Here is a 12,344-nt window from a genome sequence, read left to right on the forward strand (position 1 = left end):
CCTCCCCTCCCCCCCCCCCCCCCCCCCCCCCCCCCCCCCCCCCCCCCCCCCCCCCCCCCCCCCCCCCCCCCCCGCCACCGGGATGCGCGAGCAGATCCGCGAGGGCTGGCGGTTCGTCACCCGGCACCCGGTGATCCGGCCCTGCGTGGCCGACGCCACCGCGGTGAACTTCGTCTGCGGCGGGCTGATGACGCTCACCCCGGTGTTCCTGGTCCGCACCCTCGACGCCCCGGCCGCCGCCGTCGGCGCCCTGATGGCCACCGGCGGGCTGGGCAGCCTGCTCGGCGCGGCCGCCACGCCCCGACTGGTGGCGCGGTTCGGCAGCGCTGTCGCGTTGCGCTGGGCGGCCGTGGTCGCCACCGCCTTCGCCCTGCTGCTCCCGCTCGCCGGGCCCGGATGGGCGACGCTCTTGTTCGCACTCGGCAACGCCGGGTTCTCGGCGGGGGTCGTGGTCACCAGCATCGTGACCCGCACCCACCGGCAGACCCACACCCCGCCGGAGCTGCTGTCCCGGGTGATGGCCACGGTCCGCTTCGTCTCCTGGGGCGCGATCCCGGTCGGCGCCCTGGCCGCCGGGGCCGCCGCCGCGGCCTGGGGACCGCGGACGGCGCTGCTGCTGGTCGCCGTGGTCAGTGTGGTGAGCCCGGTGATCCTGCTGGCCGGCCCGATCCGCCGGATGCGCGACCTGGCCTGAACCGGGGGCGGGGCGGGGGCCGGTGCACGGTCCCCGCCCGCAGGCGCGTCGGCGGTGAGCGGCTTGTGGTAGCGGGTGCCGTCGACGCCGATGACCAGGGCTCTGGCCCGCTCGGTGCCGTTCGGCAGGCCCGGGGCGACCCAGCCCGGCCCGCCCCGGCGGACCCGTGCTCAACGGACCCGTTCTCGACGGACCCATGCCCAACGGCCCCGTGCCCAACGGTCCCGTTCTCAACGGACCTTCGCTCAACGGACCTTCGCTCAGCGGAACGCGGCGACGTTGCGCGCGGCCCAGTCCGCGAACGGGCGCGGCGGCCGGCCGAGGACCCGCTGGACGTCCGGGCTGATCCGGGTCTCGGCCGGGCTGGGCGCGCCGAGGATGTCCAGGGTGTCGTCGGCCAGCTCCACCGGCATGTTCCGGGCCATGCCGGCCATGGCCTCCTCCCGGCTGAGCTCGTGGAAGCGCACCGGCTCGCCCAGCGCGGCGGCCAATGCCGCCGCCTGCCCGCGCGGGGTGATCACCTCCGGCCCGGTGAGCTCGTAGCGGCCGCCGGCGTGCCGCTCGTCCAGCAGGCAGGCCGCCGCCACCTCGGCGATGTCGGCCGGATCGACGATCGGCAGGCCGACGTCCCCGAAGGGCGCGGCGACCAGCCGGTCGGTGCGCACCGACTCGGCCCACCAGAAGGCGTTGGACGCGAAGCCGCCGGGCCGCAGGATGCTCCACTCCACGCCGGACCCGCGCAGCTTGTCCTCCAGTGCGCGCAGCGCGATCCGCGTCGGGCCGACGGGCCTGGTCACCACGGCCTGAGTGGAGAGCAGGACGATCCGCCGGACCCCGGCGCCCACGGCGTCGGCGACGAGGTCGGCCGGGCGGGCCCCGGCGCCGTGCAGCTCGCCGGACAGCAGCAGGAACAGCGCCTCCGCCCCGGCCAGCACCGGCTTGAGGGCGCCCGGCTCGGCCAGGTCGGCCGCCACGTGGCGGACGCCGTCCGGCACCGCCGCCGCCCGCCGCGACACCGCCGTCACCTCCCGGCCCGCCTCTGCCAGCGCCTGGGTCAACGGCCGGCCGATGTTGCCGGTGGCCCCGGTCACCACGATCATGTTCAGCTCCCACCACTCGTCGTGCTCGTCCTTCTCGGAGGTCCTCCGAGGCCCTCAACCTAGGAGCATCGACTTACCTTTGGTAAGGACATACCTTGAAGTAAGCTCCACACATGAGGGAAGGCCCGCAGTACAGAGCGGCCGCACCGGGGTGCCGGTATGACGTGTTTCACACCGACTGCCCCGCGCGCGACGTCGTCGACCACGTGACCAGCCGCTGGGGGATCTGGGTGCTGATCTCCCTGCGGAGCAACGACCTGCGCTTCTACGAGCTGCGCGAGAGCATCCAGGGCATCAGCGAGAAGATGCTCACCCAGACCCTGCGCGCCCTGGTCCAGGACGGCCTGGTCCGGCGGGAGGTCGCACCGACCACACCGCCCCAGGTCACCTACGGGCTCACCGAGTTCGGCCGCGAACTGGGCGAGCCGCTCAGGGAACTGTTCGACCGGATCACCCGACGGCTGCCCCCACTCGACGGCGGTTCACCGCCGGGCGGAAGGCCCCTGCCGGCTCAGAGTCCGCTCGGCCAGTCGTAGCCGCTCGGCACCTTGACGGCGGCGTTCTCGGCGGCCGTGCCGTACACCAGGGCGATCTCGTCGTGGGCGTGCAGCACGATCGCCGCCGGGTCGCCGCCCACCGCCTTGCCGTCCACGTACGCGGTGAGCGTGTGGGTGGCGTCGGTGCGCAGCCCGCCCAAGTGGTCCGCGGAGGCGGAGACCTGCCACTCGGTCAGGAACTGGCCCAGGGTGAAGTCGGCCGCCACCGGCGACTCGATGTGGACGACCCCGCTGGTGTCGTGGGTGTGCAGCGGGCTGATCCGCTGGGCGCTCTCGTCGATGCCGACCAGCGCGGGGACGGTCACGGGCTGCCCGTCGGCGTAGACGTCGAGGTGGGTGTGGATGTGCAGGGCGGTGCCCTCCGCGCCGAGCATCGGCAGGCCGGCCGCCTTGACGGCCGCCGCGGCGTCGGCCGGCGCGTCCCAGGGCGGCGGGGTGGTCCGGCCCTCGGCGGTGGTCCGGGGCTGCGCCGGGACGCCCGACGGCGCTGAGCTGCCCTGGTTCTCGGCGATCACGACCGCGATCGCGCCGACCACCGCGAGCACCACCAGGACGACCAGACCGCGCACCAGCCACCGCCTGGTCCGCGCGTGCCGGACCTCCGCGGCCCGGATCGCGGCGAGGTGGGCCTTGCGCCCGGACGGCTCCGGGCTCTGCGCTGACATCGGTGCGGGCCTCCTCGATCGAGGCTGCTGTCCCTCTCAGCCTCGCAGAGTCCGCCCGGGCGGGCGCGCCGAGCCGGCCCCGGCCGCGGACCCGCCGCGCCCGGCGACCGCCGCCTCACCCCCGGTGGCCGGCTCCCCGGCGCCCGGGCCCGGGTCCAAACCGAAGGCCGCGGCCCCGGCTCCCGCACGGGGAACCGGGGCCGCGGTCGGCGCGGGCGCGCGGTCAGCGCTGGCCCGGGTAGCCCTGCTGCCCCGGGTACGGCACGTTCGGGACCTGCGGCGGGTACGGCTGGCCCTGCGGGGGCACCGGGGCCCCCGGCTGCGCCGGGTACGGCTGGGCCGGCGGGTAGGCCTGCGGCGCCGGGTACGGCTGGCCCGGCTGCGCCCCCGGGTACGGCTGCGGCTGCTGCGGAGGGTACGGCTGCGCCTGCGGCGCGCCGAAGCCCTGCTGCGGCTGCTGGTGCGGCGGCTGCGGCGGGATCATCTGCTGGCCGGGCCCGGCCTGGACGCCCATCGGGTACGCCGGCGGCGGGAAGCCCTGGTTCTGCGGGGTGTCGAAGGGCTGCGAGCTCGGGTCGATCGCCCCGGGCGGGAAGGCGGCACTCAGCTGGTCCATCTCGGCCCGCCAGATGCGGTGGATGTTCAGCCGCACCGGGTTGGCGTTGCCCGGCATCTGGACGTACATCGAGCTCCAGATGCTCGCCCGCTTGACCCGGCTGACCGGGAAGGCCTGCCGCGGGAAGGCCGCGACCACGTCGCCGGGCCGGTTGTTCCAGCGGTTGGCCGAGTTGATCACCACGTGGCTGTTGGTGAGCGTCAGGAAGTAGTACCTGCGGGTCAGCACGATGATCAGGCCGACGAGCGGAATCTCACCGAGCGCGGCCGCGAGCCACGGGCTGGGCCCGCTCTCCGCGTGCACACAGGCGATGAAGGTCTCGCCGGGCGGCGCCACCTGCGACAGCTTCTCGATGACCTGGGCCTTCTGCTTGGCCCGGAGGAATGCCATGTCTTCTGTACCTCTTACCCCGTCGTGTCCGCCGGCTCGGTGCGGCGGGAAATCGGCTGAGGTTAGCAGGTGGTGATGACACCTCGAACACCAGCGCCCCCGGGGGCGGCCGGGGCCCCGCCGGGCCGCTTCCCGGCGAGGTCGAGTCGGCACACGGAGCACCCGACGGTGGCCCGGGTGACGGGAGTTCACCGAGGGCGGACGGCTGTCGGCCGGCCGACGCCCGGTCCGCCGGGCGACGCAGGACCTTCACGAGACCCTCAGACCGTGATGACGGTGAACCCCTCCGGGGCGCGCAGCCGGACGGCGCCGGTGTGGTCGGTGGCCACCTCGATCGGCAGCCCGGCCACCGTCAGCCCGTCGATCCGCAGCGACTCGTACCCGGCCGGTACGCTCCCGCGCACCCACAGCCGGCGCCCGGGAGCGTCCGCGGCGAGCCCGAGCAGCGCCTGGAGCACCAGGACGGCGGAGGCCGCGGCCCAGGCCTGCGGGCGGCAGGAGGCGGGGTACGGGACGGGGCGGTGGTAGCGCTCGCGCGGGTGGCCGCCGTACAGCTCGGGCAGCCGGTGGTCGAAGGCCGCGGCGGCGCGCAGCAGCCCGGCGGCCAGCGGCGCGGCGTCCTCGTGCCGGCCGGCCCGGGCCAGTCCGTGCACGGCGACGGCGGTGTCGTGCGGCCAGACCGAACCGGTGTGGTAGCCCAGCGGGTTGAAACCGGCGGTGGCGGAGTCCAGGGTGCGCAGGCCGAAGCCGCTGTCCAGGCCGGGGGCGGTGAGGCGCCGCGCGACCAGCGCGCTCTCCTCGGCCGAGAGCAGGCCGGTGCCGAGCAGGTGGCCGAGGTTGGAGGTGACCGAGTCGACCGGCCGCTTGTCCCGGTCGAGGGCGACCACCGGGTGGCGGCCGTGCTCGTCCTCGGTCCAGAACCGGTCGCGGAAGCGCTCGCGCAGCCGCTGCGCCCACTGCCGCCACCGGTCGGCGCCGGGGCGGCCGAAGGCCTCCAGCAGGTCGGCGGACTTGACGGCGGCCTCGTGGGCGTAGGCCTGGACCTCGCTGAGGGCGATCGGGGCGGCGGCGATCCGGCCGTCGCGGAACCGGATGCCGTCCGAGGAGTCCTTCCAGCCCTGGTTGGAGAGGCCGCGGCCGGTGCTGTCCACGTACTCCAGGAAGCCGTCGCCGTCCGCGTCGGCGTAGCGCTCCAGCCAGTCGAGGGCGGCCTCGGCGTGCGGGAGCAGCTCCTCGACCTGCTCGGCGGGCAGGCCCCAGCGCCAGGCGTCGTGCAGCAGCAGGAGCCAGAGCGGGGTGGCGTCGGCGGTGCCGTAGTAGTGGGGCGGCAGGCGGGAGCCGGTGTCGAGGTGCTGTTCGGCGCGGCGGACCTCGTGCAGGATCTTGCCGGGCTGCTCCTCGGTGGCCGGGTCGACGGTGCGGCCCTGACGGCGGGCCAGGGTGCGCAGGGTGCCGGCGGCGAGGTCGGTGCCGAGCGGGAGCAGCATCCGGGCCGCCCAGAGCGAGTCCCGGCCGAACAGGGTGAGGAACCAGGGCGCGCCGGCGCCGAGGAAGGTGTCGGCGGGGCGCAGCGGGTCGGCGAGCAGCAGGCCGCGCAGGTCGTGGTGGGAGCGGGTGAGCCAGTGGGCGAGGTGGTGGTCGCGGCCGGTGACCTCGGGGGTGCTCCAGGGGGTGGTGCGGGCGGCGGGGAAGAGGTCGCCGTCGCGGTGTTCGGCGGTGCACTCCAGGACGGCGTGCCAGCTCTGGCCCGAGGCGAGTTCGAGGTCGTAGCCGAGGGTGCCGGTGGCGGGGTCGAGGTGGTGGGGTGCGGGGGTGAGGGTGAGGGCGGCGGTGAGCGGGCCGTCCTGCCAGCGCAGGCCGTCGTCACCGTCGGCGCGGGGTTCGACCGGGGTGCCGGTGCGGCCGGCCTTGACGGTGTCCATGGCGGCGAAGTCGCTCTCGGCGCGGATCTCCAGGCGCAGTCGGGCGGGGCGGGCGCCGGCGTTGTGGAGGGTGCAGTGCTCGACCAGGCGGCCGGGGTGGAGCTCGCGGCGGCGTTCCAGGGTGGTGGCGGGGTCGGCGGTCCGCTCGCCGAGGCCGCGCAGCACGGTGACGAAGACGGTGTGCCCGTCCGGGAGTTCGGCGGTGGCGACGGGGGCTTCGGGGACGCCGGGGGCGCCGATCTCCAGGCGGGAGAGGATGCGGCGGTCGCCGTGGTAGAAGCCGTCGGCGCCCTCGCCGATCCGGCCGTCGGGGCGGCTGGCGCAGAAGCTGGGGGCGGCCACGGAGAGCCGGGCGTCGTGCAGGAAGGGCTGGCGGTCGGGAGCGGGCATGGTCTCCTCGTTCTCGGTGCGGGGCTTGACAGTTGCTTCCACCCGGGCGCAACCTTTCTGTCATTGGAGCGTTCCAAGACATTAACTCCCCTGGTGGGGTTGATGGAACCCCCGCTTGGAACGCTCCAAGCCAAGCCTTGCGGCGACAGAACCTAGGATCACCGTCATGCATGCACACTCATCGCCCAGGATCGGCCACGGGTCCGCGGTGACCCTCGAAATGGTCGCCGCCCGGGCCGGCGTGGGCCGTCAGACGGTGTCCAACGCGATCAACTCGCCCGAGCTGCTGCGGCCGCAGACGCTGGAGCGGGTCCGGCGCGCCATCGACGAACTCGGCTACCGCCCGCACCGGGCCGCCCAGGCGCTCAAGACCAGGGCCAGCCGGCTGATCGGCTACGGCATCCGCTCCAGCAGCACCGGTGTCCCGACCCCCGTCCTCGACCAGTTCCTGCACTCGCTCTCCGAGGCCGCCGACCGGGCCGGCTACCGGGTCGTGCTGTTCGCCGTCGCCCCCGGGGACGACGGACTCACCCGCTACCAGCAGCTGCTGGACGAACACGGCGCCGACGGCTTCGTGCTCAGCGGCACCGACCGCGGCGACCGGCGCCAGGCCTGGCTGCACGAGCGCGGCGTCCCCTTCGTCGCCTTCGGCCGCACCTGGTCCGGCAAGGACGTCGGGGACTGGGTCGACGTGGACGGCGCCGCCGGCACCTCGGCGGCCGTCCGCCACCTGGCCGGGCTCGGCCACCGCCGGATCGGCTTCCTCGGCTGGCCCAAGGGCTCCGGGGTCGGCGACGACCGGGCCCGCGGCTGGCAGGACGCGATGCGCGAACTGGGCCTTCCCACCCGGGGCCGCCGGATGGAGAGCCCGGACGACCCGGAGCGCGCCACCGAGGCCGCCGAGAAGCTGCTGGCCGGCGGCGCGACCGCCGTCGTCGCCGCCAGCGACACCCTCGCGCTGGGCTGGTACCAGGCCCTGCGCCGGGCCGGCCGCACCCCCGGCCCGGAGGCCGCCGTGATCGGCTTCGACGACTCCCCGATCGCCCCGCTGCTCTTCCCCTCGCTCTCCAGCCTCGCCCAGCCGCTCGACGCGGTCGGCCGGGTCTGCATGCAGCTGCTGCTGGAGCGCCTGGGCGACCGCGGGCGGCCCGTCGAACACGTGCTGCTGGAACCGGAGCTGGTGCTCCGCGAGAGCGCGTAGCGCCCGCGCCGCCCCCGTCCCGTCCACTCCCCCGGATCCCCGCCGCCGAGGCCCACCCGAAGCACCCGTCCCCCGAAGGCCGTTCACCACCCACCCCCGCAAGGAGATCCGCATGGCCACCTCCCGCACCCTCGCCACGGCCGCCGTCTGCACGGCCGTCGCCCTCGGCGCCGTCACCGGCTGCTCCTCCTCGGGCGGATTCGGCGACACGTCGGCCAAGCAGTCCTCCGGCGCCGGTCAGAGCCTGACCGTCCTGATCGCCAGCTCCGGCGAGGCCGAGACCGCGGCGGTCAAGGCCGCCACCGCCGCCTGGGCGCAGCGGACCGGCAACACCGTCACCGTGCAGATCGCCAGCAACATCAACCAGCAGCTCGGCCAGGCCTTCGCCGGCGGCAACCCGCCGGACCTCTTCTACGTGAACTCCGACCAGTTCGCCAACTACGCCAAGGGCGGCTCGTTGTACGCCTACGGCGAGCAGATACCCGACGCCTCGGACTTCTCCGAGCAGCTGCGCAAGGCGTTCAGCCACGACGGCAGGCTCACCTGCCTGCCCAAGGACAGCTCCACCCTGGCCCTGGCCGTCAACACCACGATGTGGCAGCAGGCCGGCCTCACCGAGGCCGACTACCCCACCACCTGGCAGCAACTCGCCGACGACGCCGCCAAGCTCACCAAGGACGGCGTGACCGGCCTGGTCACCGCCCCCGACTACCAGCGGCTCGGCGCCCTGTTCAAGCAGGCCGGCAGCTGGATCACCAACCCCGAGCAGACCGCGATGACCGCCGACGCCCCCGGCAACCGGCAGGCGCTGGAGTACGTCCAGGGCCTGTTGAAGGCCGGCTCCGCCAAGTACGTCGCCGACGTGGACGCCGGCTGGGGCGGCGAGGCGCTCGGCAAGGGCAGGGCCGCGATGACCATCGAGGGCAACTGGCTCAAGGGCGCGATGGCCAAGGACTACCCGAACGTCCCGTACCAGGTGCTCCCGCTGCCCGCCGGGCCGGCCGGCCCCGGCACCCTGGCGTTCAGCAACTGCTGGGGCATCGCCGCCAAGAGCCGCCACCAGGCGGCCGGCGTCGACCTGGTCAAGCAGCTCACCTCCGCCGACCAGCAGCTGGAGTTCGCCAAGGCCTTCGGCGTGATGCCCTCCCGCACCAGCGCGCTCGCCACCTACGCCGAGAAGTACCCGGAGTCCAAGGCCTGGGTGGACGGCGTCGCCCACGCCCAACCCCCGGTCACCGTGCCCGGGTTCAACCAGGTGCTGACCCAGTTCAACACCGACCTCCAGTCGCTGCGGACGGCCGACCCGGCGGCCGTGCTGGCCGCCCTCCAGCGCAACGGCGAGCAGGTCGTCAAGAATGCCCGCTGACCCGCGCCCTCGCGTTCGGCGCGGTCTGCGCGGTCTGGGCGGTCTGCGCGAGGGGGCCTGGGGCTGGCTGTTCACCACCCCCATGGTCCTGGTCCTCGGCCTCTTCATGGTGCTGCCGATCGCGATGGCACTGTGGGTGAGCCTGCTGCACTGGGACGGCCAGTCCAACCCCTTCGACGGCAGCGCGGACTTCGTCGGCCTGGACAACTACCGCCGGCTGTTCACCGTGGACGGCCTGGACCGCACCCTGTTCGCCACCTCGCTGCGCAACACCCTCTACTACGTGGTGCTGACGGTGCCGGTGCAGACCGTGCTCGCGCTGGCCCTGGCGCTCGCCGTCAACCAGCGGCTGCTGCGCGGCCGCGGCGCCCTGCGCACGGTGTTCTACTTCCCGTCCGTCACCAGCTCGATCGCCGTCTCGACGGTCTTCCTGTTCCTCTTCCAGGGCAGCGGCGCCGTCAACCGGATGCTGGGCTGGGTCGGCGTCCAGGGCCCCAACTGGTTCGCCGATCCGCGCGGGCTGGTCTGGCTGGTGCTCGGGTGGTTCGGCGTGGACCAGCCCGTGCCGACGGCCGGCGGCCCGCTCGGGCTGGCCTGGTCGGAGTGGTTCGCCGGGCCCTCGGTCGCGATGTGCACCCTGATCCTGATGGCCGTCTGGACCACCTCGGGCACCTTCATGCTGATCTTCCTGGCGGCCCTCCAGGACGTCCCGCGCGAACTGGAGGAGGCCGCCGCCCTGGACGGCGCCGGCCGGCGCCAGGTGCTGCGCCACGTCACCCTGCCCGCCCTGCGGCCGGTGCTGTTCCTGGTGCTGACCCTGGGGCTGATCTCCACCTGGCAGGTCTTCGACCAGGTGTACGTGATGGGCAAGGGCGCGCCCGGCAACACCACCCTCACCCCCGCCTACCTCTCCTACTCCTCCGGCTTCGACAACGCCGACTACGGGCAGGGCGCCGCCATCGCGTTCGTCCTGCTCGGCCTGGTCCTGCTGCTCACCGCCGCGCAGCGGTGGGCCCTGCGGGAGCGGGACGGCGCCCCGGGGCCCCGCTCGAAGGGAGTCCGCCGTGCGGCGCGCTGACCACGGGACGGGCACGGAACGGCCCGTGCTCGCCCGCTTCCCCCGGCCGCTGCGCCTGCTCGGGTACGCCGCGCTGCTCGGCTTCGCGCTGCTCTACCTGCTGCCGTTCCTGCTCCAGTTGGCGAACAGCTTCAAGACCGACCCGGACGCGGCCGCCCACCCGATGACGCTGCTCCCGGACGGCGGCACCCTCGACTCCTACCGCCGGCTGTTCGGGCTCGCGCACGGCGTGGAGAACGTGCCGTTCCTCGGCTGGCTGGGCAACAGCGTGCTGGTGACCGTCCTGGTCACGGCCGGGCGGGTGCTGTTCGACTCCATGGCGGGCTACGCCCTGGCCCGGATCGCCTTTCCCGGCCGCCGGCTGCTGTACGGCTTCGTGCTGGCGGTGATGGCGGTGCCGGGTGTGGTGCTGCTGATCCCGAAGTTCCTGGTGCTCAAGAGCTTCGGGATGTTCGACACCTACGGTGGGATGGTGCTGCCGCTGCTGGTCGACGCCGCCGGGATCTTCATCATGCGGCAGTTCTTCGTCTCGGTGCCGCGCGAGATCGAGGAGGCGGCGCGGATCGACGGCGCCGGGACGTTCCGGATCTTCTGGTCGGTGGTGCTGCCGATGTCCCGGCCCTCGCTGATCACCCTCACCGTGCTGTCCTTCCAGGGCTCCTGGAACGAGTTCACCCACTTCCTGGTCTCCACCCAGTCCAGTGAGCACGACACCCTGACGACGGGTCTGGCGCACTTCGTCTCCGGCGGCCTCGGCTCCGGGACGCAGTACCCGCTCAAGCTGGCGGCGGCGCTGGTCTCCACCGTGCCGGTGGCGGTGCTGTTCTTCTGCTTCCAGCGCCAATTCGTCCGGGGTGCCAACTCCGGCTCGTCAAAGGGCTGAAACCCGGCCAAAAGGTACGCATATCGGCCTGTTCAGTTAAAGCTGAGGTCAATAATCAGGTGCTTTCTTGCTGATAATGTGATCACCTGTGTACGCTGCGGCGCTCCTCACCGCAGGGGAGGGAATGGCCTGACCCGTTTCACTCAGGCCCCGTCAGACCAGGAGTTCCACCATCAACACCGCCATCCGCACGGCCGCCCGCGGTGCGCTGCCCGTCGCCGTCACCGCCTCCGTCCTCGCCGCCGGCCTCACCGCCTGCGGCACCGCCGAGCAGCTCTCGGCCGGCCAGAAGGTGTCGAAGGCCTTCGGCAAGGTCGGTGACGGCAAGTCCGCCGACTTCACCCTCTCCGTGGACGCCACCCCGGAGCAGATCGTCGCCTTCACCAAGGCCAGCGGCGGCGAGGCGATCGACGAGCAGAGCGCGAAGAGCCTGTCCGGCCTCTCGGTCTCCGTCGCGGTCTCGGCCGACAAGCCGCTCAAGGACCTCGACGCCTTCAAGAACGCGGGGGCGGGCGACCGGAAGAACCAGCAGGACATCACGCTCGACAAGTCGGTGCGGATCTCCTACCTCGTCGCGGACAAGAAGGGCACCCCGCTCTTCGAGTACCGCCAGGTCGACGCCAAGGGCTTCCTGCACCTCGACCTCAAGAGCGTGCTCAAGCTCACCGGCCAGGACCCGGCCGAGGCCGACACCATCGCCAAGGACCTCTCCCCCGACCTGGCCCCCGCCAAGAGCCTGCTGGACGGCAAGTGGGTCTCGCTCGACCTCCAGCAGCTCGCGGACGAGGCCAAGAAGCAGGACGGCGCCAAGGGCGGCAAGCCGGAGGCCGTGCCCTCGGTCGACCCGGCCGCTGGCAAGGAGCTCGTCAACTCGCTCAAGGACGTGTTCAACCGGACGGTCACCTTCGAGGACAAGGGCACGAAGGACGGCACCGAGCACATCTGGATGAGCGCACCGGCCCGCCAGGCCGTGGACGAGCTGTACAAGGCCGTCAAGCCGCTCTCCGCCAAGTTCCCGCAGCAGTTCAAGAAGTTCCCGACCGAGGCCCCGACCGACGTCCCGGACCGCAAGGTCGGCGTCGACCTGTACCTCAAGGACGGCGCGCTCAACTCGGCCACCTTCGATCTGTCGCAGCTGGAGAAGAAGGTCGACCCGGGCGTCAGCTTCCCGGTGAAGCTCGCCTTCAACCAGGACGCGCCGAAGGTCGAGGCCCCGGCCGACGCCACCCCGATGACCAGCGAGGACCTGATGAAGTCCTTCCTCGCGCTGGCCACCGGCGGCCAGGACCCGACCGCCGGGGACGACGCCACCGGCGTCCCGCCGTTCAACACCGAGGCCGCGCCGCTGACCGACGCCCAGCTCAAGTCGCTGGCCGCGCTCGGCATGTCGGAGGCCCAGGCCAAGGCGTTCAACAAGATGGGGCTGGGCTTCGAGGACATCAAGGCGATGGCCGAGGAGAAGTGACCCGCTCCTGAGGGGTG

The 12,344-nt window shown here is 73.4% G+C and carries 12 protein-coding genes; 7 read left to right on the top strand and 5 right to left on the bottom strand.

Going from position 1 to position 12,344, the window contains the following annotated elements; genetic code table 11:
• Positions 1-82 precede the first annotated feature (82 nt).
• Positions 83-694 carry an MFS transporter gene (locus tag ACZ4W5_RS12695; RefSeq protein WP_465654154.1) on the top strand — a complete coding sequence of 204 codons (612 nt, stop codon included), beginning with the start codon at positions 83-85 and terminating at the stop codon, positions 692-694.
• 260 nt (positions 695-954) lie between these two features.
• Here the strand turns inward: ACZ4W5_RS12695 and ACZ4W5_RS12700 are convergent, their stop codons facing one another.
• Complete coding sequence (locus ACZ4W5_RS12700) at positions 955-1,794, bottom strand: SDR family oxidoreductase (protein ID WP_465654155.1); 840 nt, start codon at positions 1,792-1,794, stop codon at positions 955-957.
• Positions 1,795-1,907: 113 nt separating this feature from the next.
• Between ACZ4W5_RS12700 and ACZ4W5_RS12705 the strand changes: the two genes are divergently transcribed.
• Entirely contained in the window at positions 1,908-2,330 is a 423-nt protein-coding gene (locus ACZ4W5_RS12705) for a winged helix-turn-helix transcriptional regulator (RefSeq protein ID WP_465654156.1), read from the top strand.
• Here the strand turns inward: ACZ4W5_RS12705 and ACZ4W5_RS12710 are convergent.
• From ACZ4W5_RS12710 to ACZ4W5_RS12720, 3 genes are all read right to left on the bottom strand, one after another.
• The gene (locus ACZ4W5_RS12710) at positions 2,306-3,016 is read right to left on the bottom strand and encodes a hypothetical protein (protein WP_465654157.1); all 711 of its coding nucleotides are present in this window, start codon (positions 3,014-3,016) and stop codon (positions 2,306-2,308) included. The two genes, ACZ4W5_RS12705 and ACZ4W5_RS12710, sit on opposite strands and share 25 nt — an antisense overlap.
• A gap of 223 nt (positions 3,017-3,239) precedes the next feature.
• Positions 3,240-4,022: a hypothetical protein gene (locus ACZ4W5_RS12715; RefSeq protein WP_360236687.1), complete on the bottom strand. Its 783-nt coding sequence runs from the start codon at positions 4,020-4,022 to the stop codon at positions 3,240-3,242.
• Between the two features lie 260 nt (positions 4,023-4,282).
• Complete coding sequence (locus ACZ4W5_RS12720; protein WP_465654158.1) at positions 4,283-6,376, bottom strand: amylo-alpha-1,6-glucosidase; 2,094 nt, start codon at positions 6,374-6,376, stop codon at positions 4,283-4,285.
• 124 nt (positions 6,377-6,500) lie between these two features.
• Between ACZ4W5_RS12720 and ACZ4W5_RS12725 the strand changes: the two genes are divergently transcribed.
• The 4 genes from ACZ4W5_RS12725 to ACZ4W5_RS12740 all read left to right on the top strand — a co-directional run bounded on the left by ACZ4W5_RS12725 (position 6,501) and on the right by ACZ4W5_RS12740 (position 10,862).
• The gene (locus tag ACZ4W5_RS12725; RefSeq protein ID WP_465654159.1) at positions 6,501-7,535 is read left to right on the top strand and encodes a LacI family DNA-binding transcriptional regulator; all 1,035 of its coding nucleotides are present in this window, start codon (positions 6,501-6,503) and stop codon (positions 7,533-7,535) included.
• Between the two features lie 112 nt (positions 7,536-7,647).
• A complete protein-coding gene (locus ACZ4W5_RS12730) occupies positions 7,648-8,901 on the top strand; it encodes an extracellular solute-binding protein (protein ID WP_465654160.1) in 1,254 nt (417 codons plus the stop codon).
• The gene (locus ACZ4W5_RS12735) at positions 8,891-9,979 is read left to right on the top strand and encodes a carbohydrate ABC transporter permease (RefSeq protein ID WP_465654161.1); all 1,089 of its coding nucleotides are present in this window, start codon (positions 8,891-8,893) and stop codon (positions 9,977-9,979) included. The genes ACZ4W5_RS12730 and ACZ4W5_RS12735 overlap by 11 nt, the downstream gene beginning before the upstream one ends.
• Positions 9,966-10,862, top strand: a complete 897-nt coding sequence (locus tag ACZ4W5_RS12740; protein WP_465654162.1) for a carbohydrate ABC transporter permease — start codon at positions 9,966-9,968, stop codon at positions 10,860-10,862. Before ACZ4W5_RS12735 ends, ACZ4W5_RS12740 begins: the two co-directional genes overlap by 14 nt.
• A gap of 153 nt (positions 10,863-11,015) precedes the next feature.
• On the opposite strand, the gene ACZ4W5_RS12745 is transcribed toward ACZ4W5_RS12740, so the two are convergent.
• Complete coding sequence (locus ACZ4W5_RS12745; RefSeq protein ID WP_465654163.1) at positions 11,016-11,174, bottom strand: hypothetical protein; 159 nt, start codon at positions 11,172-11,174, stop codon at positions 11,016-11,018.
• On the opposite strand from ACZ4W5_RS12745, the gene ACZ4W5_RS12750 reads away from it, so the two are divergent.
• Positions 11,155-12,327: a hypothetical protein gene (locus ACZ4W5_RS12750; protein WP_465654164.1), complete on the top strand. Its 1,173-nt coding sequence runs from the start codon at positions 11,155-11,157 to the stop codon at positions 12,325-12,327. The genes ACZ4W5_RS12745 and ACZ4W5_RS12750 overlap by 20 nt on opposite strands.
• Positions 12,328-12,344 lie beyond the last annotated feature (17 nt).

The sequence above is a fragment of the Kitasatospora sp. NPDC029367 genome, from assembly GCF_055569135.1.